Source organism: Vibrio diazotrophicus, from assembly GCF_038452265.1.
Classification (GTDB): Bacteria; Pseudomonadota; Gammaproteobacteria; order Enterobacterales; family Vibrionaceae; genus Vibrio; species Vibrio diazotrophicus.
Genome location: NZ_CP151842.1, coordinates 1,248,583 through 1,270,526 on the forward strand (window position 1 = coordinate 1,248,583; position 21,944 = coordinate 1,270,526).

General features: G+C 43.3%; 20 protein-coding genes. 6 read left to right on the forward strand and 14 right to left on the reverse strand.

Translation table 11 applies throughout. The features are described from left to right. Positions 1-253: 253 nt before the first annotated feature. From panP to AAGA51_RS05670, 4 genes are all read right to left on the reverse strand, one after another. A complete protein-coding gene (gene panP / locus AAGA51_RS05655) occupies positions 254-1,900 on the reverse strand; it encodes a pyridoxal-dependent aspartate 1-decarboxylase PanP (RefSeq protein WP_042488263.1) in 1,647 nt (548 codons plus the stop codon). A gap of 125 nt (positions 1,901-2,025) precedes the next feature. After that, a complete protein-coding gene (locus AAGA51_RS05660; RefSeq protein ID WP_042488266.1) occupies positions 2,026-2,538 on the reverse strand; it encodes a hypothetical protein in 513 nt (170 codons plus the stop codon). A 134-nt stretch (positions 2,539-2,672) separates the two neighbouring features. Then, positions 2,673-3,578 carry a lysine exporter LysO family protein gene (locus AAGA51_RS05665; RefSeq protein ID WP_042488269.1) on the reverse strand — a complete coding sequence of 302 codons (906 nt, stop codon included), beginning with the start codon at positions 3,576-3,578 and terminating at the stop codon, positions 2,673-2,675. A gap of 19 nt (positions 3,579-3,597) precedes the next feature. Then, positions 3,598-4,518, reverse strand: a complete 921-nt coding sequence (locus tag AAGA51_RS05670; protein ID WP_042488272.1) for an HDOD domain-containing protein — start codon at positions 4,516-4,518, stop codon at positions 3,598-3,600. A gap of 372 nt (positions 4,519-4,890) precedes the next feature. On the opposite strand from AAGA51_RS05670, the gene AAGA51_RS05675 reads away from it, so the two are divergent. Further along, positions 4,891-5,475: a TfoX/Sxy family DNA transformation protein gene (locus tag AAGA51_RS05675; protein ID WP_042488274.1), complete on the forward strand. Its 585-nt coding sequence runs from the start codon at positions 4,891-4,893 to the stop codon at positions 5,473-5,475. Between the two features lie 64 nt (positions 5,476-5,539). Here AAGA51_RS05675 and AAGA51_RS05680 read toward each other — a convergent pair whose 3' ends face one another. From AAGA51_RS05680 to AAGA51_RS05690, 3 genes are all read right to left on the reverse strand, one after another. Beyond that, a complete protein-coding gene (locus AAGA51_RS05680; protein ID WP_042488276.1) occupies positions 5,540-6,088 on the reverse strand; it encodes a hypothetical protein in 549 nt (182 codons plus the stop codon). Between the two features lie 187 nt (positions 6,089-6,275). Further along, positions 6,276-6,773, reverse strand: coding sequence for a response regulator (locus AAGA51_RS05685; protein ID WP_042488278.1), 498 nt, complete (start codon positions 6,771-6,773; stop codon positions 6,276-6,278). Between the two features lie 13 nt (positions 6,774-6,786). After that, positions 6,787-8,724: an ATP-binding protein gene (locus AAGA51_RS05690; protein WP_042488280.1), complete on the reverse strand. Its 1,938-nt coding sequence runs from the start codon at positions 8,722-8,724 to the stop codon at positions 6,787-6,789. Between the two features lie 212 nt (positions 8,725-8,936). On the opposite strand from AAGA51_RS05690, the gene AAGA51_RS05695 reads away from it, so the two are divergent. Next, complete coding sequence (locus AAGA51_RS05695) at positions 8,937-10,202, forward strand: DUF945 family protein (protein ID WP_042488282.1); 1,266 nt, start codon at positions 8,937-8,939, stop codon at positions 10,200-10,202. A 138-nt stretch (positions 10,203-10,340) separates the two neighbouring features. Further along, positions 10,341-11,435, forward strand: coding sequence for a 3-phosphoserine/phosphohydroxythreonine transaminase (serC, locus tag AAGA51_RS05700; protein WP_042488284.1), 1,095 nt, complete (start codon positions 10,341-10,343; stop codon positions 11,433-11,435). Positions 11,436-11,531: 96 nt separating this feature from the next. On the opposite strand, the gene AAGA51_RS05705 is transcribed toward serC, so the two are convergent. After that, complete coding sequence (locus tag AAGA51_RS05705; protein ID WP_042488287.1) at positions 11,532-13,892, reverse strand: YgiQ family radical SAM protein; 2,361 nt, start codon at positions 13,890-13,892, stop codon at positions 11,532-11,534. Positions 13,893-14,064: 172 nt separating this feature from the next. Between AAGA51_RS05705 and AAGA51_RS05710 the strand changes: the two genes are divergently transcribed. Next, a complete protein-coding gene (locus tag AAGA51_RS05710) occupies positions 14,065-14,748 on the forward strand; it encodes a hypothetical protein (protein WP_042488499.1) in 684 nt (227 codons plus the stop codon). Between the two features lie 91 nt (positions 14,749-14,839). Beyond that, a complete protein-coding gene (locus tag AAGA51_RS05715; protein WP_042488289.1) occupies positions 14,840-15,040 on the forward strand; it encodes a DUF4250 domain-containing protein in 201 nt (66 codons plus the stop codon). A gap of 14 nt (positions 15,041-15,054) precedes the next feature. Here the strand turns inward: AAGA51_RS05715 and metR are convergent, their stop codons facing one another. Continuing rightward, complete coding sequence (metR, locus tag AAGA51_RS05720) at positions 15,055-15,966, reverse strand: HTH-type transcriptional regulator MetR (RefSeq protein WP_042488292.1); 912 nt, start codon at positions 15,964-15,966, stop codon at positions 15,055-15,057. Positions 15,967-16,222: 256 nt separating this feature from the next. On the opposite strand from metR, the gene metE reads away from it, so the two are divergent. Beyond that, the gene (gene metE, locus AAGA51_RS05725; protein WP_042488295.1) at positions 16,223-18,532 is read left to right on the forward strand and encodes a 5-methyltetrahydropteroyltriglutamate--homocysteine S-methyltransferase; all 2,310 of its coding nucleotides are present in this window, start codon (positions 16,223-16,225) and stop codon (positions 18,530-18,532) included. A 74-nt stretch (positions 18,533-18,606) separates the two neighbouring features. Here metE and AAGA51_RS05730 read toward each other — a convergent pair whose 3' ends face one another. From AAGA51_RS05730 to AAGA51_RS05750, 5 genes are all read right to left on the reverse strand, one after another. Then, the gene (locus AAGA51_RS05730) at positions 18,607-19,002 is read right to left on the reverse strand and encodes a GspS/AspS pilotin family protein (protein WP_042488298.1); all 396 of its coding nucleotides are present in this window, start codon (positions 19,000-19,002) and stop codon (positions 18,607-18,609) included. Position 19,003: 1 nt separating this feature from the next. Beyond that, complete coding sequence (locus AAGA51_RS05735; protein ID WP_042488301.1) at positions 19,004-19,300, reverse strand: YciI family protein; 297 nt, start codon at positions 19,298-19,300, stop codon at positions 19,004-19,006. A gap of 97 nt (positions 19,301-19,397) precedes the next feature. After that, complete coding sequence (gene yciA, locus AAGA51_RS05740) at positions 19,398-19,799, reverse strand: acyl-CoA thioester hydrolase YciA (RefSeq protein WP_042488304.1); 402 nt, start codon at positions 19,797-19,799, stop codon at positions 19,398-19,400. 116 nt (positions 19,800-19,915) lie between these two features. Beyond that, positions 19,916-20,461, reverse strand: coding sequence for a septation protein A (locus AAGA51_RS05745; protein WP_042488305.1), 546 nt, complete (start codon positions 20,459-20,461; stop codon positions 19,916-19,918). A 154-nt stretch (positions 20,462-20,615) separates the two neighbouring features. Continuing rightward, positions 20,616-21,911, reverse strand: a complete 1,296-nt coding sequence (locus tag AAGA51_RS05750) for a dicarboxylate/amino acid:cation symporter (protein WP_042488308.1) — start codon at positions 21,909-21,911, stop codon at positions 20,616-20,618. Positions 21,912-21,944: the final 33 nt, after the last annotated feature.

Consider the following 21,944-nt stretch of genomic DNA (forward strand, 5'->3'; position numbering starts at 1 on the left):
CCATTTAAAAATAAGGAAATAATAAATTTCCTAATACCAACGCCATGATGTCAGTATAAACCTAAGCTGTAGGAATCCCGAAACGAAAAATCCACGGGATGATGAGAATATGACAAGCCTCAAACTAAAAATTAAAAAAAACTACAGTTTTTAGCTGCGATTTGTCGATATAAGAGAATATTAGCGAGTGAATGATGAAAAAGTTACAGCAAATCGAAAGTAATTTTCAATTTCACTGTAACTTTTAAAGCTTTTACGCGCTTAGGATACTTTGCGCCATCTGTTCAATTTGGCGCATTAAGTTAGGCGCCTGTTGAACAATCTTACGTTGCTCATCTAGCACCGAATGCAGAATATCGTGCGTCGTTAACGGGTTTGCCAACACCACACGGAAAACGATCGTATTAAGTTGATCCCAACATTTTGGATTTAACTGAGTACGTGATACGAATGATTTACCCGTTTCACGTTGAGTTTTTTGCACAAACTTGGTCAACTCATTGAGCAATTCATTAAGAGCGAGCTTCTGCTTAGCATCCGCTTTTTCTAATGCCTGTTTAATATGTGCTGGCAAATAACGATATGTCAGAAGGCATAGCTCTGGTTCTGATACCAACTCAAAATCAGGTTGAGCTTTAATTAAATCAGCAAAATAGCGTGCTTTAGCGATACTTTGGTCGATCAGAAGTTCATAACCAGCTCGGCTAATAATGTGCATGCTTGCATAAACCAGCATTGCCATACCCGAGCGAGAACCTTCTAATGTATGACTACCGAGATCTTTTGAGCCTTTACGCAAGATATATTGAGCGTGGTGTTCAATCGACTTCATCGCGTCAGGGTCTTTAAACAACACCATACCCGCACCCATAGGGATGTAGAGCTGTTTATGGGCGTCAATCGTTACTGAATCCGCCAGTTCGATACCGTCGAGTAGGTGACGGTGGTTATTCGACATTAATGTCGCGCCGCCCCAAGCTGCATCGATGTGGAAGTGGCAGCCTTCGTCTTGGCAAACTTTCGCAATTTCTCTTAACGGGTCGATATTACCTGTTTCGGTCGTACCAGCGACACCAATAACCGCAAACGGTTTGATGTTTTGTTGTTTAAGCTGGGCGATTTTATCTTGTAGGTCTTTAGGGCAGATGCGGTTGTTATCCGCAGTTTTTACGGACACTAAGCCTTCTTGCCCGATACCAAGAACATCTGCTGCCTTCTTGAGAGAGTAGTGACCACGTTCGGAAACGAGAACAGCCAAGCCTTCATAACCATAATGCTTCATGGCTTTGAACAGACCTTCTTTTTCTACGCCTTTAAAGCTGCCTTGCGCTTTTAATGCTTTGTTGCGTGCGACCCAAAGTGCAGTGATGTTGGCGATGGTTCCGCCAGAGCAGAAAGCACCTAAAGAATGTTCTGCACTGTGCATCCAAGAGGAGTAGAAGCCGTCATCACGGTTGTAAATCAAGCGATGTAACATACCTAAAACCTGACGCTCTAAAGGCGTGAAAGCTTTCGATGTTTCAATTTTTACCAAGTTTTGGTTTAAGGCAATCATGATTTTTGACAGCGGCATTAAGAAGTAAGGCAAAGCCGACGTCATATGACCAATAAAACTTGGTGAAGCGGTATGAACAGAGTGAGACACAAGGGTGTCTAGCAGATGCTGCGTATGGTCAGACACAAATTCCGGCTGCTCCGGAATGTGAGCATCGGAGAAATCTTTTTCGATATCCTTGAGAGATTTCTCTTCGGCAACGATATGCTCTCGCAAAAACTTGTTTAGATTGCGTGAGAGTTCTTCTTCTATTCTGGTCAGCGTTGAGTCTGGCCCTTCTGGTACGGTGAAGATTCGAAGCAGAGATTCGAAATTCGCATCAGCGGTTCTTTGTTCTGATACCATGTCGCGTCTATATATAGTTGTAGTTTTAGGGTTGCAGCGGGACAATCTAAACGAAAACGGGACTAATGTCCCGTCTTAATTCGGAAAGCCTAAATTACGAAAATTATGAGCTAAAAAATGTACTTTTACTTACATTCAATTTTTTCTAGTTTCGCAATCGCATTATTGTAACGGTTAAGCGCAGTGTCGATTTGTTTCGGGTGGCTTAAAAGCTCTGCAAATGCGGAACGTAACTCATAATTTTTTTCGTGCGGTTTTGATTGGCGATCATCGAAGGTGGTTTTGGCGATTTTTCCTAGCTCATCACTGCGTGATGCCAGTACTTTAATGTCGTGTTGTTCAAGCTTTAGCCAAGCTTCAACAGGTTGGCTTGTTGCTACTTTTGATGCATCGTTATCCAGATAGTAGTGTACTGCTGCACGGTTAAGTTCGAAGTGGTTTTTACGACCTTCTAGAAACCATTGGCTAACATCCGCCAGCTCTGGGTAACTATCTGTAGTGAGTTGTGCAAGATCCTCATACCACCCTAAAGAAGCATCAATGTATGCGTCATACTTACCAGCGAAGCACTGATTATCTGCGGCAGCCGCACTTAGAGAAGTGGCGGAAAGAAGTAGTGTGGATAGAAGGCGTTTCATAACTGTTCCTTTGTTAACTATTGTTATTATGCTCTCGCGGACCTTGTTTTGACGCGCTGGCATTTCTTTTTTATGTTGGGCTGACAAATTCGTCTTTTATAAGCGTTGCATAATGTACATAAATTCTCATGCAATTAGTGCGAGAGAGATACAAAAAATAGCATCAAAACTGGAACGAGCAAGCTTAGTATAAATCCGCTGACGATAGCGACAGGAACACAACGAACTCCCCCGGTAGTTTGAATCACCGGAAGCGTAAAGTCCATCGCCGTTGCGCCAGCATATCCAATCGATGTGCAAGGCATACGGCCAATAAACATAGGGATAAGAACTAAAGATATCAGTTCACGCAGCAATTCAATCAGGAAAGAAGCACCACCAAAAACAGGGCCGAATGCATCGCCCATCAGAATGCCTGCTAAAGAATACCAGCCAAAACCTGATGCCATCGCAAGCCCTTGGTAGAGAGAAATATCCAAAATGAATGAAGCGATTACGCCGCCAACAAGGCTAGTGACTACGATGACACTGGCGATAACCATGCCATGTTTATTCAGCAAAATTTGACCAAGCGATAAGCCACTATTTCTTAACTGAATGCCAATAAAGAACAGCAGAACAAATAGAATCCACTCACTTGCGGTGTCTACCCAACTCAGATCAAAGCCAAGTACGATACCTATGACTAATCCTCCTCCGACAACTAAAATCAGCTTTGCAGATTCCAGAGCCATTCGGGATAGAGGTAATTTGGTGTGGCTAACATCGGTTTCTAATGGCAGAAGTTTATCGACAAATGGCAAAACAGCTAGGTTGCAGCTACCAATCACGAGGAAGAACACCGCTGTATATTTAATGATGAGCTGTAAGTTGTCACCCAGATTGTCTAGAGATGCAAGACTTAATCCCATAAGGAATAAGATGACATAAACAAGCGATGCAGTCGCACTGTTAAGTTTTGCTAGCCAATTTTTATTGTCAATAGAGAACAGATACCCCACCACAAGTGGGGCAAAGATAAACAACATCCCTGAAAGCATACATTCCTCGAAATAAGGTCTAGAAACCGCTGGCGTTTATAACCGCTCTAAGTTTTGAATTAAATTCCATATCGCTAAGATTGCTCAGGTTAAAGAGAACTTCCGCACCAGTCGTATTGATTTCTACTTCGTGATCATCAATAGCATCGTCTTGTTTTCTAAACATAAGCAAGTGGTTTGATATTCGTGCTACATCAAGGTAACTGACTTCGAAAGAATGTTCCACACTTTGTTTGTTGCAACATACGTCTAAAAAGTCAGCATCGAAGCCCCAATGCTTTAATACCAAATGACTGGTGTCTGAACAGCGGGAGTGAAAAATCTGTAGAGCAATGTCTTGATTAAGGTAGTTACCGTTTTCCAGATACTGATGGTACTCGTTGACCAAGCAAAACAATCCAATGTCAGCCAGTAAACCAACAAGCAGGGATTTTTCCTGCTCCAGATGATGATAGTGTTCCGGGTCGAGTTCTTTAAAGGCCTGTGTTACCAACACCATGGTCGCACCCAACTCCCGAGAAACGGTAGCACTGTGCATCAATATGTTGTTGCACTCTTTACTCAAGTTTGTGGCGTGTTTTAACTGCTCAATAGCTTGAGCTGTCACGATATCTCTAACGCGCAAAATACCTAGCCGTGAAACGGCAGTGGTCAAGTCATTGCAGGTAATATTACGGCGGTTAAAAATCACGGAGTTCGCAATGCGAATCACAACGGCGGCAAGGCTAGGATCATCGGCAAGGCAATTTGCTACATCAGAAACTGTGGTCGATTCTTGTGACGACATTTTTTGTATTTGCAATACCACATCTGGTATCGGTGGGAGGGTAATTCTCCCTGTATTGATCGAGGTTTCTACAAGTTTCGCAAACTCGCTCTCGACTCCCTTGATCAGAAGTTGTTTGTTGTCTGGAAGCCAGTAAAAAGATAAGTGATTCATAAAAATTATTAGTAGGCAGAAGTCGGCATATTTTAACTTTCGCTAATGTGTATAAGCAACCGATTCCCTCTCAGTGCCGCTAATTTCTTCTATTGCAAGTCGAAAATCGGAATGTGGAAGGAATTTTTAAATCTTAAATACTTAAAAACGTACCAATGCGAGTCGATTCTCATTTTTGATAAATAAAAAGTGGTCGAGTGTGAGATATGCCCTGACTTAATTCGCTTCGTTAACTATCATAGTCGAATAACAAAGTAGGTATCCTCATAGCTATGAGGTGCTAATAATTAAATCATTAATTTTATTCGCTAAATTGTACTGCTATCTGGTGATCTTTCTTAATCGGGGAATTTGATTAAAGGGTCAATGACTATGGTAGAGCGAACATTTTTCGACTATGTAAATAAGTTTGGTGAAAGCCAACAGCGTTCAATGTTTGGTGGTATAGGTTTATTCCAAGAAGATGCTATGTATGCGTTGTTAACTAACGATTGCATATATATCCGCGGTGGAGAGGAGTTAGACGATCAGTTAACCGCGTTAGGTTGTGAAAAGTACCGTCATGTGAAGAAACAAACTGTAGCGACAGTTAACTACTATGACATCACAGACCTTTACTCGAGTAATTATCAAGAATTAGATGCCATTGTTGGTACGTCAATTAAAAACGCAGTTTCTCAACGTGTTGTGCAAAAGTCGTCGCTGAACCGTCGTCTGCGCGATTTGCCTAACATGCAGCTTACATTGGAGAGAATGGTTAAAAAATCCGGTGTCGATGATGTAGATACATTTATAAAGCTAGGTGCTCCAACGGTGTTTAATAAAGTTTGTCAGACCTATGGTAATGACGTTGATATTAAACTGTTGTGGAAATTTGCTGGGGCGATTGAAGGGATTCATTGGAAACTACTGCAAGAGCCTCGTAAACGTCAGTTATTAGAGAGTTGCCAGCGTTAATCCAATTAAAAAGCCGAAGTGTTAAACTTCGGCTTTTCTTTTTCATGTGGCTACTAGATTCAAATTAAAGCTTGAAGCGAGTAGTAAACATAATTTGGTCACCATAAGAGTCGTTGAAACGAGCTTCAGCACCAATTGAGAATAACTCTGTTGAGTGGAATCGTGCGTAGAAAGAAGCAATCCAGTCATCGTTGTCTTCAATTGAAACGTAACCGCCTTTGCCACCCACTTCAAGTTGTGGACCTAACCATTGGCGAATACCCAAATTTAGCTCCATACCAGTATCTGCACTTGCGCCGTCTTTTTTATCTTCAATGCGGAAAAGCATTTCACCAGTGAAATCAGCCCAGTTATTTACTGGTGCGTGGAAGCCAAAACCGGCAGCGGCAGCGTAATCGCTCTCAAGTTCAGAATCGATTCGGCCAATTACGTGAGCGTTTGGGTGAATTGATTTGCTGATACCAGCACCAAAAGTCATTGGGCTCGCACCAATTCGAGCTTCTGCATAGTCATAACTAAAGTTGCTCATAATTGATGGGCTGTTACGGTCAACTTCGGCTAAGCTTTGTCCCGAAGCAATTAGTAGTGCTGCTGCAATGATTGTTTTACGCATAGTTACGGTAAACCTGTTTTTATCGTTAATTCCATGGTTTTAAAGAAGGATTCGTATTTTCTCCTGAATCCAGCTTCAACTCTTTTGACATCATAAAGCATTGATGTATAGAGAAACCATCAAAAAATGTCATAGTTTTGTCGTTTGTAGAATTCTAGCAATTTAAATGCCAGCTTATTAGAGAAGGTTACTCTCCAAAATCCATACGCTTCTCTGCGATAGCGTTGAGTATTTTCTCGGTATCCAGAACTCTCACCCAAGGCATAAGATCTTTCTCATTTTCAATTACATAGTGGGTAAGCTGTTCTTTAACTACTTGTCTCAGTTGTTCGCCCATCCATGGCTTAGCAATAAAAAAGTCTAGACTTGCATGGTTAACCGCTTCTACGGTGTCGTTGAGTCCGGCTTGCCCTGTTAACAAAACCTTACGAGTTTTTGCTGTATCTGGTTCATCATTCAGTTCAATTAAAAAACTAATTCCGGTCTGTTCTGGCATGATGTGGTCACATAGGATCAATGCTAATGCGACTTCTTGCTCGCGGTAGTCTTCAATAACTGACTTGGCTTCGCTAACAGACTGTGCGGCTTCAACAATGAAGTGTTCTTCAAAGCAATCAATATCCTGCATGACGCTATCAAGTACTTCTCGTTCATCATCGACACATAAAATCATGAATTTGTTCATGTTATTTTCCTTATTAATCAGTGCTGGCGAGGAGTAAAGGAAGCCATACTCGCATGTTTGTGTATTCGCCGAGCTTAGACTCAACGTCAATCCAGCCGTTATGTTGATGCATAATTTGCTGGCAAATAGAAAGCCCAATACCTAAGCCAAAATTACCTTCACGTTTCGTTGTGTAATTAAGTTCGAAAATCTTCTCTCTGGTTTCTTCTGAAATACCGTGCCCGTTATCTTTGAAGCTAACAACGGCATAGGTTTGCCCGTCTTTCTCTCCCAAATAAGAGTGTATTTCTAACACGCCTCTGTCAGGGAAAGCGTCTATCGCGTTAGAAATTAAGTTCGTCCACACTTGTTGAAGTGCAATTGGTAGGCAGCGCACGGGCGGGATAGATGAATACTCTTTAACTAATTTATGAAGTTTCAATCGGTTTTCAAAAATGACCAGCGTATCCTCGATACCTTCATGGATATCAACCACATGGAAGGTTTCATCATCCGCTCGTGCATAGCCTTTTAGGCTCTTAACCATATCGGTAATTCTTTGCGCACACACCTTGATGGAACGAAGAGTGCTACCGGTCAGATGGTAGCGCTCTAATGATTCCAAGTTCTTCAACATGGCATCTGGATTTGATTTGGCCTGTTTGATGGACTCTTCGTTATTATTAAGGCCAAGTTTAACCATTTTCTTAGCGAGAAGACGGTTGTGTATTTGGTTTTCCAGCAGTTTAGCGAGCTCACGTTCTTCTGAAGTCGACATAGGTTTTGCCACCAGAGCCGCTTTGAGCATTTGTGAGCCTTGATGATTGGTTACTGAATCAGCGTATGACTCGACAATATTTTCAATATTATTGGAGAGAGTGTCGGTACCGCGCAAAATTGCTGACACTGGGTTATTGAGTTCATGGGCAACACCGGCGACTAACTGCCCAAGCATCGCCATTTTTTCACCTTCAATTAATTGTTGATGCGCAGATTCCAGTGATTCGAGGGTTTCTTGTAACTGTATTTTCGTGTTGATGCTTCTTTGTAAGCGTCGATTGAAGTGACGCAATAACAGGTTGGTAAAAAGCGGCAATAAGCTGGTGTTGGTGTGCATGACTTTGGCAAATACATCTCTGTCTAGTTTAATCACCTCAGTTTTAGTCAACGTGATTGCGGTAGAGAAGGAGTTTTCGCCAGTCACAAATGACATCCCTCCAACGATATTCCCTTTTTGGTGCCTAACGACCTCGCGCTGTTGACCATGTTTATCTTTTTTATAAAGAGCAACTTCTCCTTCAGTGATAAACCATAAAAAGCGGTTTTCCTGACCTTCGACAGTGAGCAAGTGCTCGGCGGAATATGTCCGACAAGCCTTAGTGTCATCGTGCTTATCAAAAAACTGATATAACGCGCCAATGACCTGATCAGCCAGTTCAGCGTCGGTTAACTGATGGTACTCAGAGATAAAACCTTGCCGGTAAGAGTGCATTTTGTTGTCGATATGTGAACGCAAAAGCCTTTGCTGATCAAGAACACTGCTGTAGTGAAGAGCGTTATCTTTGTCATTTTCTAACACATAGGTGGTGAGTTCTTGGACGACAGTTTTATAAAGCACGTTGTCTTGCAGGGGCTTAGTTAAGCAGTAATCCAGTCGACCTTCATTGACAGCACTGACGATCGCCTGAATATCTTGACCGCAACTGATCAGAACTTTACGAGCTGTCTTGGTGTTGTCCATTCTGTCCAGATGAATCAAAAAGTCCGCACCGTTTAAATTCTCGTTATGGCTGGCGATGACTAACGCTACCGTTTGATTCTGAGATTCCAGATACTCCAGCGCCTGCTGAGCTTCTTCAAAAGAATCGGCGGTATGAAGGTCAAACTTAGTGGCGAACGAGCGCAGTTCATGTCGCCATTGTTCGATACTAATAGGGTTGTTATCTAAGCAGAGTAGGGCGTATTGATTCACGTTGCTCTCATCATATTGAAATCTGACAGCATTACTCTATCAAGTGAGCGCAAAACGAACTGAGAGCGAGGTTTTAGAATGCTAAATCAGCGGCAACTATCGACTCATATTCTGGAAGGACAAACACTTTTACAATCAATTCACTAAGTGCCGCCTTGAGCTCGTTGAACCTTGTCGGTAGACTGCATGAAACAGGATAGGAACCTACTTATATGAAAAAACTAAAATTAATTGGTGCAGTTGGTGGCGCAGTCTCGCTGGCGTTATGTTGGCCTTTAGCTGTGGGACAAATTGGTCAGAATGTGATTAGCGATGGCTTAAAACACGTCAGCAATAACGATATCTCTGCAGAACTGTTCAGTTATGACCGTGGTTACCTGTCTTCGCATGCGCAAACACGTTTTACTGTTACCAACCCGGTTCTTAAGTTGCAAATGCAGAACGAAGGTTTACCAACCGAAGTTATCGTGGACAGCGATATTCGCCATGGGTTGGCGAGTATTTCTTCTGTGTCGACGTTCCCTGATTATCCAGAGTCTCCGCTGGTGGTTAACAGTACCACGCAACTGAATGGAAACACCCGTTTCTCTTCCACACTAGATAACTGGCATTATCAAAGTGAAGGCCCAGATTCTGTAGCGATTTCTATTCTATCTTCTCAAGTAACGGGCACTGTTACAGCTTTGGGACAAATGGATTTCAACGTTACTATCCCGTCTATTGCTTTGAATTTTGAAACTGGCGAGAACATGTTGATTTCTGATTTCTCAGGACAGGGTAATGGTAAACAAGATTCAGGATTTTGGATTGGAAAGCAAAACATCACACTCGGAAGTTTAACTGTTGACGATGGTCAGGGTTCGACTCTGTTTTCTGCCGAGAGTACTTCATATCAGTTTGAGTCTGAGTTCAACACTGAAAAATCGCGTTTTACCAGCAATCATAAGATGAATGTTGGCAAGGTTATGGTTGATGACGGTGAAGTGAACAATGTTCAACTCGATTTCACTTTGGGTGACGCAGACCGTGAGGCTTTCCTTGCACTGTCAAACATCTATCAAAGTAATCCCTATTTAGAAGCGGAAGACCTTGAAAAAGCGATGCCACACGTTGATTCGCTATTTTCTCAAGGGTTCTTTGTCAGCATCAAACCTTTTGCTCTTAATCTTGGCGAGGGAGAGTTTTCGTCAAAGATTACTCTTAACATTCCTGAAGGCACCAATGACGTACAGAAAGATCCGAGTGTGATTATGTCTGCGTTAACGGGTGATCTTGAAGCGTTTGTATCGAATCAACTGGTTGATGATTACCCAACCATTCAACAGGGCGTGGATGAGCTACTTATGATGGAAATGATGACGCAAGACGACAAAGGCTATCAATTAAAAGCAGATATAAAGGAAGGGAATATTGTTTTCTCCAATGGTCATAAGGTTCCTCTTTTTGCTCTGTTTATGTATGGAATGATGGCGCGTTAATTCGCTAAGGCAATCTAAACTCTTTGAAATTTAGATTAGTTGAAGAAAAGAGGTCGAAAGACCTCTTTTCTTGCTTTTTATCCGATGAAAAAAGTGGTATTAATCACACTCATCATCGATAGCAGGAGCAAGGAACACATGGAGCCGAAAACGGACACTGTTTATAACTTTAGTGCTGGTCCAGCAGCGTTACCAAAAGCCGTGATGGAAAAAGCACAGGCTGAGTTTGTTAATTGGAACGGCATGGGCGTTTCGGTTATGGAAATTAGCCACCGCAGCAAACCTTTCATTAAGGTGGCAGAAGAAGCAGAGCAGGATTTGCGCGATCTTCTAAATATCCCAGATAACTATAAAGTACTATTTTGCCAAGGTGGCGCACGTGCACAATTTGCAGCTGTGCCTCTGAACCTGATGGGTAACGCGAAGAAAGCAACCTATATTGATGGTGGATACTGGGCAGAAAGCGCAGTTAAAGAAGCAAAAAAATATTGCGAAACAGATGTTTTTGACGCGAAAGTAGAAAAAGACGGCAAAATTGCTATTTTGCCAGCAAGCGAGTGGAAGATTGATCCAGAAGCGGCATATGTTCACTTCTGTCCAAACGAAACCATCGACGGTATTGAGATTAATGATTTACCAGTAACGGATAAACCAATCGTTGCTGACATGTCTTCAACGATTCTTTCTCGTGAAATTGATGTTTCGAAATACGGTGTTATCTACGCGGGTGCGCAGAAAAACATTGGCCCTGCGGGCATTTGTATCGCGATTGTACGTGATGATTTGCTAGAGCTAGCAAGTGACCTTGTTCCTGGCATCCTGAACTACAAGCTGTTGGCAGAACAAGGTTCAATGTTCAACACACCACCTACTTACGCTTGGTATTTGTCAGGCTTGGTATTCAAGTGGTTAAAAGAGCAGGGTGGCGTGAAAGCGATTGAGAAAATCAACCGTGAAAAAGCGGCACTGCTTTATGACTATGTTGATTCATCTGATTTCTACCGTAATGGTGTTCACCCAGACAACCGTTCGCTAATGAACGTGCCATTCCAGTTAGCGAAGCCTGAACTAGACGGTACTTTCCTTGAGTTAGCTGAAGCTCGTGGTTTAACTTCACTGAAAGGTCACCGTGTTGTTGGTGGTATGCGTGCATCAATCTATAACGCAATGACGCTTGAAGGTGTTCAAGCACTTGTTTCGTTTATGAAAGAGTTTGAAGAGCAGTACGCGTAATTCGCGTTAGTTTCTGCTTATAAAAACCAACAGATAATTGACTAAAAAGCGCAGCCTGAGAGCTGCGCTTTTTTATGCTTTGCGATTAACTAAGCTTTATTGTGTGCGTTGAGAAGGTCGGTTTTGCCCTTTGCCTTTGTTCGCATTTGGTCGAGCACTGCTTTGCGGGCGGCCGTTACCTTGACCTTGTGGACGACTGCTGCCTTGTGAACTGCCGTAGGAACCTTTTGCACCTGATTTGTTGTTGCCCGATGCTTTGTTTCCACGTGGATTATCGCCACGATTGTTCTCTTTACGGCCATTTTCACCACGACCGCTATCACCACGACTATTGTCACCGCGAAGTGCATCAAATCCCGGTTGTGACTTGGTATGCTTGGTAGCAAATCGGTTTGAACCGTGACGACCTGACTTACGACGCTGCGCTGGCGTGAGTTTGTCACCATCTTCAGCAGGAACTAAACAGTTTGGTTTATCACCAATCAAATGTTTCTTGCCCATGTTGATTAGAGCTTCGCGGATCAGCGGCCAGTTTAGTGGGTCGTGATAGCGAAGAAGGGCTTTGTGCAAACGTCTTTGACGGTCACCTTTCGGTACAGTGACATCTTCACGTTTTTTGTATTTCACACGTTTTAAAGGGTTCACTTCAGAGTGATACATCGCCGTTGCGTTACACATTGGTGATGGATAGAAGTTCTGTACTTGGTCACACTCGTAGTTGTGGCTTTTCAGCCATAGCGCCAAGTTCACCATATCTTCATCTTCTGTACCTGGGTGAGCAGAGATGAAATAAGGAATTAAGTATTGCTTCTTGCCCGCTTCCGCACTGTATTTATCAAACATTTCTTTGAAACGGTCGAATGTACCCATACCCGGTTTCATCATCAGATCAAGCGGGCTCTTTTCTGTATGCTCTGGAGCAATTTTCAGATAGCCACCTACGTGGTGAGTCACAAGCTCTTTGACATATTCAGGTGACTCAATGGCGAGGTCGTAGCGAACACCAGACGCGATCATCACTTTCTTAATGCCTTCCACTTTACGCGCTTCACGATATAAATCGATGGTGTGCTTGTGGTCGGTATTGAGTTTATGACAGATGCCCGGGAACACACAGGAAGGTCGACGACAGTTGGCTTCCGCTTTAGGATCTGAACAACCTAAACGGTACATGTTTGCTGTTGGGCCACCTAAATCCGAGATAGTGCCAGTAAAGCCCGGTACTTTATCGCGGATCTCTTTGAGTTCGTTGATGATCGATTCTTTCGAACGGTTCTGAATGATTCGCCCTTCGTGTTCGGTAATAGAACAGAAAGAACAGCCACCAAAACATCCACGCATAATGTTGACTGACGTTTTAATCATGTCATACGCAGGGATCTTATCTTTACCGTATTTAGGATGCGGTACACGTGCATACGGTAGGTCAAACACATAATCCATCTCTTCAGTAGACAATGGGATTGGTGCCTGGTTAACCCAAAGCTCACGGTTACCGTGGCTTTGAATCAGAGCACGGCCGGAATACGGGTTGGTTTCTAAATGCAGTACACGGCTTGCATGAGCATAAAGAATACGGTCATTAATCAGTTTCTCGTAAGAAGGCAAACGCACAGCTGTGGTTTTTGAATCATGACGGGAAGGGCGAACGGTAATCGGTTTCGCTTCTTCTTCCTCTTTCTTAGTTTCACACTGTGTTTCAACTTCGTACGGGTTGGTCGGTACAAATGGCGTACTTGGTTTATCAATTCTTGATGAATCAATAACCTTGAAACCTTCAGGTACTGCCGCTAGGTTCACTGCTGTGCCGCGTACGTTAGTCAGATCGCTGATTGATTCCCCGTCAGCTAAGCGGTGTGCCACTTCTACCAGAGCGCGTTCTGCGTTACCAAATAACAGAATGTCGGCTTTCGCATCAAATAGCACTGAACGGCGAACTTTGTCTGACCAATAGTCATAGTGCGCAACACGACGCAGGCTTGCTTCAATACCACCCAGTACAATTGGCACATCTTTATAAGCTTCACGACAACGCTGAGAGTAAACCAGTGTTGCACGATCAGGACGCTTACCGCCTTCATTGTTCGGAGTGTAGGCATCATCATGACGCAATTTTCTGTCTGACGTGTAACGGTTGATCATCGAGTCCATGTTGCCTGCTGTAACGCCGAAGAATAAGTTCGGTTTACCCAGCGCCATAAACGCGTCTTTATTTTGCCATTCTGGTTGCGCAATGATGCCGACGCGGAAACCTTGTGCTTCCAACAGACGACCAATGATAGCCATACCAAAACTTGGGTGATCAACATAAGCGTCACCGGTCACAATGATAATGTCGCAGCTATCCCATCCAAGCGCATCCATCTCTTTACGGCTGGTAGGTAAAAAGCGTGCGGTACCGAAGCATTCTGCCCAGTACTTTTTGTGTTGATGGATAGGAGTGATATCGCTGTACATATTTTGACCTTGTATTTGAGAGGTGCGCATTATAGCGGCTTGAAGATGGAGTATCTAGCGGAACATCACCTCATCTTTGTTGGGGATTTTGTTAAGTCTACAGAGATAGGAAAGAGAACTGCGCTTTGCTATTATCGCCCTCTATTAAAACTTGGCTCACTTATTTGAAATTATGGTTTATTCACTACTTTCTGTTTTCGCTCCTATGCTTTTGGGCGCTCAAATTATTCTGACGATGATTTTGGTCAAAGGTGATATTTGTCCGGGTCAACGTGGGCGCATACATAAGATATTGCCTTCAATAGGTGTGCTTTGGTTGGCCGTCGCTTCGATTAAGATTGAAGCATTTTTGGTGGTATTTGCCATTTTTTACTTCTATTCCCGAGTGCAGACGACCAAAACTCGTGATGAAGGACCTATATGGGTTCTTTATCTGGCCAACGGTTTATCACTGGCATATGTCGGTGTATTGATTAGTGAAGCGGCAAGCTGGAGTGCTTCTTTATCACTGTTCATGATGATATTTCTGCTTGGCTCGGTATTCGCGAACATGCTTTTGTCCATTGCTCGTAGCAGGCTAGATGCGTTTCATCGTATTCTGCCTGTGGTAGGAATTTTGTCTGCAATGGCTACAACGTTGTGCATTGTTCCATTTGCTTACTCACTTGAAAGCGAACAGTTAGCCGAGTTAACCATGCCATTGATCATCAGTTTCAGTTTACTGATTGTCGGTATCGTTTTTTGGAGCTGGCATATTATTACGGCCAAGAAGCCGGAGAAAGGTCAGTTAGCGGTAGCATTCTTGCTGGTGTTGCTGGCGAGCACAGGTTTTCACAGTCTCTATCTGATTCAATAATCAGAATTTAGCTCCCTAGAGCAAAATCACTTTTTTTGTGTGAAATCCCGACTAGGCTTAATAGGTGGGTTTTGTTCAAAGGAGTGCCGATATGGATCTGAGCAATGTTAATAAGCTGGATAGTATTATTCTTTTAGGCATAGTGAATGAGAAGCTACGCTTGGAGTGTGACAGCTTAGATGAGCTGGTTTCCACTTATGAAATGGATGTTGAAAGCGTGGTTGGTAAATTGAGTCATCTTGGCTTTCGCTATGATCCATTAACCAACCAGTTCAAATCATCAGGTCGTTAAGTTTAATCGCATTTTTAAGCCATCTTGATTCCGTCAAGGTGGCTTTTACATTGCTGTTTTGCCGTTGCAAAGAATGTTTGTAAGTAGCGTTTGTCTTTATCGCTATTACGCACCGCCGCAAACAGTCGACGCCATAAGCCATTGCCCAATGGTTTACTGGTGATCAATCCCTGACGCGAAAACTCGCTGATGGCCCAATTAGGTAGAGCAGCAACGCCTAAGCCTGCCGACACCATCTGTACCAACATCAATGTATTATCTGCTTGTTTCCATTTTGCTGGCTCTACACCTGCGGGGTGTAAGAAGTGTTTCACTACATCTAAACGCTGCTTCTGCACTGGGTAGCTCAACAGTGTTTGTTCTGCCAAATCTTCTGGTGCAATAGACTCTTTGATGGCGAGAGGATGGTTAGTGGCAGTGATTAAGCGCATTTCAAAATCAAACAGAGGTTCGTAGTGCACTTCTGAGCGCGGAAGAATGTCGGAAGTAATCACTAAGTCCAGTTCGCCAGCAAGCAGTGCCGGCAGAGGTTCAAAACCGAAGCCAGATGAAAAGTCTAATGCGACGCTTGGCCAAGCCACTTGATACTCTCTTAACGCGGGCATAAGCCATTGGAAACAGGAATGGCACTCAATCGCCATATGCAGCCTGCCGTTCACGTCTTCTTTTAAGCTCGCCAGTTCATTTTCTCCTTTGGCGATTCTCGGCAAAATGTCATCGGCAAGCTTAAGCAGTATTTCACCCTCGGAAGTAAACTTTACCGGTCTTGTTTTTCGTAAGAAAAGTTGGCTACCAAGTCTCGCTTCAAGGTCTTTAATCTGATGAGAAAGGGCTGATTGAGTCAAATGGAGTGAAGTCGCTGTTGACGTCAATGATCCTGTGTCTCTCAGCGAAGCAATCGTTCTTAAATGTTTTAGCTCTATCATGAGATTTCCTCATCATTCCGTAAGCATCATGAATTTAAAAACTAACTTACGCCCTTTTTTTGGAGCTGTAAACATCTAGACGTCTATTTCTTGGTTTGGTTTGAAGTATTGTTCATTAAGCAGGTTTGGTGTGTATGAATATTTTTAATAAACAAGTTGAATATTAGTTGATTGTTTCATTGAGCGGTTAGCGAGATAGTTTGGCCATCCAGACATCTTTAGTGTCTAACCTCAGCTTAATAGAAGGAACGATCATATGGCGACAATTACACATATTTTGGGCTATCCACGTATTGGTGAAAAACGCGAACTTAAATTTGCACTAGAGAAATACTGGCGTGGTGATATTACTCAGCAAGAGCTAAAAGCGGTAGGTAGCGAAATCCGCCACAACAACTGGGCTTTACAAAAAGAAGCGAGTTTAAGCTTTACGACAGCAGGCGATTTTGCATGGTATGACCATGTTCTTACAACTACTTTGCTGCTTGGACATGTTCCTGCTCGTCATCATCTATCTCATAACAAAGATAGCTTTCCAGATCTCGATACGCTTTTCCGCGTTGGGCGTGGTCAGTCGCAAAACTCGTGCGGTTGTAGCGGCAGTGCGGCGTCCGACATGACCAAATGGTTCAATACTAACTATCACTACATCGTTCCTGAATTCAGTTCTGATGATAAGTTCGAAGTGAGCTGGCCGCAGCTATTTGAAGAAGTCAACGAAGCGGTGAAAACAGGTGCAAACGTAAAACCTGTGCTTTTGGGGCCTGTGAGTTATCTCTACTTGGGTAAAGAAGTGGAAGATAATTTTGACCGTTTAACTTTGCTTCCACGTTTGCTGACGGCTTATCAAAACATTTTGTCTAAGTTGGCTAAACAAGGGGTAGAGTGGGTTCAAATCGACGAGCCAGTACTGTCACTTGAGTTAGAAAGCCAATGGCAAGATGCATTTAAGCTGGCGTATCAGGTACTGCAAGGCGATGTAAAAGTGCTTCTAACAACGTACTTTGATTCGGTGATTGATACATTGGACAAAATCGTTGCACTGCCTGTAAACGGTCTTCACATCGACATTTCAGCCGCGCCACAGCAGTTAGAAAGTGTACTAGAGAAATTGCCACAACAGTGGGTGTTGTCAGTGGGTGCTATCAACGGCAGGAACGTTTGGCGTGCAGATTTAGGTAACCTGCGTAACAGATTGCAGCCAGTAAAAGATAAGCTGGGTGATCGCCTTTGGATTGCGAGTTCATGCTCACTGCTGCACAGCCCGGTGAATTTAGAACTCGAACAAAACCTCTCAGCAGAAGTACGTAGCTGGTTTGCGTTTGCCAAGCAAAAAGTCACCGAAGTCGCGCTACTTGGACGAGCATTAGATGGCGACCAAGAAGCGATTCTGGCTTGTGATACTTACAGCTTGCCTATCGTTGATAGAAAAACCGCAACGCATGTGAATAAGCCTCAAGTGCAATCGCGAGTGAACGCTATCACTGCATCATTAGCGCAGCGTAGTGAGCCGTACGAACAGCGTGCAGTGACACAAGCGAAGCAACTGGGTTTACCATTGTTCCCAACCACGACCATAGGTTCATTCCCGCAAACCAACGAAATTCGCACTCAACGCAGTGCATTCCGAACAGGGGTATTACCAGAAGCCGAGTATATTTCAGCATTGAAAGGACACATTGCAGATGCAGTGAAGCGTCAGGAGGTGTTGGGGCTGGATGTCTTAGTACATGGCGAAGCGGAACGTAACGACATGGTTGAATATTTTGCTGAAAATCTATCAGGCTTCCAAACCACTCAGTTTGGTTGGGTGCAAAGTTACGGCTCTCGCTGTGTTAAGCCAGCGATTGTGGTTGCCGATATTGAACGTGAAAAACCAATCACTGTTGAATGGTCAAGCTATGCTCAATCACTAACCAATAAGAAGATGAAAGGGATGTTAACGGGGCCTGTCACAATCTTGTGCTGGACTTTCCCTCGTGAAGATATCAGCCGCAAAGAAATCACACAGCAACTGGCACTGGCATTACGTGACGAAGTCTCTGACTTACAAGATGCAGGGATTAATATCATTCAGATTGATGAACCGGCGATTCGCGAAGGATTGCCTCTGAAGAAGCGTGACCACAAGGCATACTTAGATTGGGCAGTGGAAGCATTCAAGATCTCTGCGGCAAGCGCCACACCGCAAACACAGATTCATACACATATGTGCTACAGCGAATTCAATGAAATCATTGACTCAGTGGCAGCGCTGGATGCAGATGTGATTACTATTGAAACCTCACGCTCGAACATGGAACTTCTGAAAGCCTTTGAAGATTTCAATTATCCGAACGAAATTGGTCCGGGTGTCTACGATATTCACTCGCCAAACATTCCAACACAGGAATGGATTGAAGGCCTATTGCGTAAAGCTTCTGCCAAGATCCCAGCAGAACGACTATGGGTAAACCCTGATTGTGGTCTGAAAACTCGTAACTGGAAAGAAGTGGAAGCATCCTTGATCAACATGGTGTTAGCGGCAAAAACCTTGCGCGAAGAAGCACAAAGTAATGCAGCTTAATTGCAAGTTGGAATAACAAACAAGGGGCTCATGTGAGCCCCTTGTTTGTAGAACAAAGTATTTATAGAGAAACACTATTGTGAAGCGCAAGTTTGCTGCGTGATGGTTTCATCCACCATCAGTTGTCCGCGAGTGTTACGCATTTTAATACGGTAACTTAAACCCACTTCGAGGTTTGCTTTGATATTTTTGTCTGAGCAAAAGGTTTTGATGCTACTTTGCATAACCTGAGTTACAGGTTTGGCATTTTTATCATCAGCGTTATAAACCATCATCATTTCAATGGTGGTGCCTTTGGCAGTCGCACGCATGATATTGAGAGGACCGTACTCTAAAGGCAGTTCAGCGCTCAGTAGGCTGGCTCTATTATCCGCGAGTAGTTCAAGGTTTCTCTGGTTGTCTGAATTAGAGCTACAACCTGAGAGCAGAACTAAGCCGAAAGCGATAATTCCAGCGGTACTTTTTTTCATACTAAAATACTTTTTTGAACGGTTTGATGATGACATTAGCATAAACACCTGCTGCCACATAGGGATCTGCGTCTGCCCATGCTTTTGCTTCTTCTAATGAGTCGAAATCAGCAATAACGGTTGAACCAGTGAAACCTGCTTCACCTGGGCTTTCAGAATCGATGGCAGGCAGTGGACCCGCTGTCAGCAAACGGCCTTCATCTTGAAGAACTTGTAAGCGTTCTAAGTGCGCAGCACGAACACTCATGCGTTTTTCCAGAGAGTCCTCAACGTCTTGAGAAAAAATGACATACAACATAATCCATATCCTTATTAATGACTGAAACTGCAAGTTACCGGCAACTAATGTACTGAAACTTGGCAATATTTAAACCTTGATGGTGATATTTCTGTGATCAGTTCCCTGCGTTAATCGGGCGAGGGCGTCCGTCGGAATCAATCGCGACATAATTAAATGTGGCTTCACACACTTGGAAACGGTCTCCGATGCCGTCAACTTTAACGGGTTTCACCCAAACTTCTAAGTTAATCGACATAGAGGTGCGGCCAATTTTAGTACACTCACCGTAACAGCAGACCACGTCACCCACTTTCACTGGCTTTTTAAACGCGATACTGGAAACAGAGACGGTAACGATACGACCAGAAGAAATCTCTTTCGCTAATATACCGCCAGCCAAGTCCAACTGAGACATAATCCAACCACCAAAGATATCACCATTTGCATTGGTATCTGCTGGCATAGCAACGGTTCTAAGTAATAGTTGGCCTTTAGGGGAACTGACTTCCTGACTCATTTCAAATTCCGTAGTAAACAAAACAGCGACTGTGTTACCAAGTCGCTGTCAGAAAAGAGGGCATTATAGCAGTAAATTCTGCTGCTTATTAACCCCTAAGAGTCATGTAGAACCATCTATTGGTTAGAATTTTTCTGCTCTTTAGGAAGATGTTTGTAAATATAAACGCCAGTCAGCAGGGTGTAGACAAATGTTGCGATAAGAAGACCGAACACCTTGAAATTAACCCAGACATCCAAAGGCAATTGATAAGCTATGTAGATATTAACGACTGCACAGATAGTGAAGAAGGCAACCCATGCCCAGTTTACTTTCGCCCATACACTGTCAGGCAAAGTGATTTCCTTTCCTAACATACCTTTGATTGCTGATTTACCCATCAAATGACTGATAGTCAGGCCGAGCGCAAACACTGTGTAAACAATGGTCACTTTCCATTTAATGAAGTTGTCATCGTGAAGGAAAATCGTCATACCACCAAAGATGGCGACAACAGCAAAGGTAATAAGCTGCATTTTTTCCACTTTCTTGTACACGAAGTACGAAATAGCGACTTGAATGGCTGTTGCAGCGATCAACGCAGCAGTCGCGACATAAATATCGTATAGCTTAAAAAGCGCGAAGAAGATAATTAGAGGAATAAACTCAATCAGTTGTTTCATTATGTAGGTACATCCAAACTTTTCGTTGCCGACAGTCTACTCAATTTGCTCTGTCATCTGAATAGCCATTAGCGATTTAGTTACAAATTTGGCTATCTTGTTGCTGAAAGCAAAAAACCGCTCATCAGAGCGGTTTTTACTAGAGATTCAGCCGTTAAGCTTGCTGATCTTGATAAACTTTTTCAGCATCAGAATCTTCAATCATAGAATCAACGATCACTGCACAAGCTGCATCACCAGTGATGTTTAGTGCAGTACGGATCATATCGAAGACACGGTCTAGAGCGAATAGTAGTGGTAGGCCTTCAATTGGAATGCCAGCAGCAAGAAGAACCGCTACAACCAAGAATGAAGGACCAGGTACACCAGCTTGACCTACAGCACCTAGTGTTGCAGTCACGATGATTGCAATGTAAGCACCCATTGATAGGTCAATGTGGAACAGTTGAGCAAAGAAAACTGCAACTAAACCGTAGTAGATTGCGTTACCAGACATGTTGATCGTTGCGCCTAGAGGCAAAACGAATGACGCTGTCGAGTTACGTACACCTAGGTCTTTCTCAACGGTATCCATAGTAACAGGAAGAGTTGCCATAGAAGATGCTGTTGAAAGCGCAACCGCTTGTGGCTTCTTCATTGCGCTGATGAATTTCTTAGCTGACGTTTTGCTGAAGAAATGAATCATTGCTGGGTAAACGATGAAACCAAAAATCAGGATAGCGGCTGTGTAAACAACAAACAGTTTGAATACCACCATTAGAGCGCCAAAACCGAATGTACCCACAGCTTCGGCCATCAGACCGAATACGCCGATTGGAGCGATAACCATCACTTTGTTGATCATCCACACCATTGAATCAACGATAGTGTTTACACCGTTGATTACTGGATCGCGTTTCTCTGGGCTTTGTTTTGAAATGGCAATACCTAAGAACAAGCAGAAAACGAGGATTTGCAGAATGTTTGCGTCGTTCAAAGATTGGAACACGTTAGTCGGAATCATACCGATAACTGTTGCCCAAAATGTAGGTAGTTCACCTTTTGATGCGTATTCTGCTGAGAACATGCCTTCAACACCAGAAACATCAATACCCATACCTGGTTGGAATACTTCACCCATAACCAGTGCAAGAACAACCGCTAGAGCAGAAGTCACTGCAAAGTAACCTAGAGTAACGAAACCAACTTTACCTGCTGAGTGGCTATTGCCTAGGCCAGCTGCACCTGAAATCAGAGCAACAGCGACCAAAGGAATAACTAACATCTTGATTAAGTTAATAAAGATGGCACCCAATGGAGAAAACATTGTCGCATCGTGACCCATGACAGCACCGATGAGGGTACCGAGTACCATGGCAATCACAACTTGAACACCAATGTTCTGTAGTAAATTCTTTTGTTTTAACACTTCCTTAACCCCTGTGCTAATAATGTGTAAATTTCTAGACATAACCACTAACCAATCCTCGATTAATGGAAAATT

Excerpts from the sequence above, each read along its gene's own strand:
- panP (WP_042488263.1), bottom strand. The coding sequence starts at position 1,900 with ATGGTATCAGAACAAAGAACCGCTGATGCGAATTTCGAATCTCTGCTT.
- AAGA51_RS05660 (WP_042488266.1), bottom strand. The coding sequence starts at position 2,538 with ATGAAACGCCTTCTATCCACACTACTTCTTTCCGCCACTTCTCTAAGT.
- AAGA51_RS05665 (WP_042488269.1), bottom strand. The coding sequence starts at position 3,578 with ATGCTTTCAGGGATGTTGTTTATCTTTGCCCCACTTGTGGTGGGGTAT.
- AAGA51_RS05670 (WP_042488272.1), bottom strand. The coding sequence starts at position 4,518 with ATGAATCACTTATCTTTTTACTGGCTTCCAGACAACAAACAACTTCTG.
- AAGA51_RS05675 (WP_042488274.1), top strand. The coding sequence starts at position 4,891 with ATGGTAGAGCGAACATTTTTCGACTATGTAAATAAGTTTGGTGAAAGC.
- AAGA51_RS05680 (WP_042488276.1), bottom strand. The coding sequence starts at position 6,088 with ATGCGTAAAACAATCATTGCAGCAGCACTACTAATTGCTTCGGGACAA.
- AAGA51_RS05685 (WP_042488278.1), bottom strand. The coding sequence starts at position 6,773 with ATGAACAAATTCATGATTTTATGTGTCGATGATGAACGAGAAGTACTT.
- AAGA51_RS05695 (WP_042488282.1), top strand. The coding sequence starts at position 8,937 with ATGAAAAAACTAAAATTAATTGGTGCAGTTGGTGGCGCAGTCTCGCTG.
- serC (WP_042488284.1), top strand. The coding sequence starts at position 10,341 with ATGGAGCCGAAAACGGACACTGTTTATAACTTTAGTGCTGGTCCAGCA.
- AAGA51_RS05705 (WP_042488287.1), bottom strand. The coding sequence starts at position 13,892 with ATGTACAGCGATATCACTCCTATCCATCAACACAAAAAGTACTGGGCA.
- AAGA51_RS05710 (WP_042488499.1), top strand. The coding sequence starts at position 14,065 with ATGGTTTATTCACTACTTTCTGTTTTCGCTCCTATGCTTTTGGGCGCT.
- AAGA51_RS05715 (WP_042488289.1), top strand. The coding sequence starts at position 14,840 with ATGGATCTGAGCAATGTTAATAAGCTGGATAGTATTATTCTTTTAGGC.
- metR (WP_042488292.1), bottom strand. The coding sequence starts at position 15,966 with ATGATAGAGCTAAAACATTTAAGAACGATTGCTTCGCTGAGAGACACA.
- metE (WP_042488295.1), top strand. The coding sequence starts at position 16,223 with ATGGCGACAATTACACATATTTTGGGCTATCCACGTATTGGTGAAAAA.
- AAGA51_RS05730 (WP_042488298.1), bottom strand. The coding sequence starts at position 19,002 with ATGAAAAAAAGTACCGCTGGAATTATCGCTTTCGGCTTAGTTCTGCTC.
- AAGA51_RS05735 (WP_042488301.1), bottom strand. The coding sequence starts at position 19,300 with ATGTTGTATGTCATTTTTTCTCAAGACGTTGAGGACTCTCTGGAAAAA.
- yciA (WP_042488304.1), bottom strand. The coding sequence starts at position 19,799 with ATGAGTCAGGAAGTCAGTTCCCCTAAAGGCCAACTATTACTTAGAACC.
- AAGA51_RS05745 (WP_042488305.1), bottom strand. The coding sequence starts at position 20,461 with ATGAAACAACTGATTGAGTTTATTCCTCTAATTATCTTCTTCGCGCTT.
- AAGA51_RS05750 (WP_042488308.1), bottom strand. The coding sequence starts at position 21,911 with ATGTCTAGAAATTTACACATTATTAGCACAGGGGTTAAGGAAGTGTTA.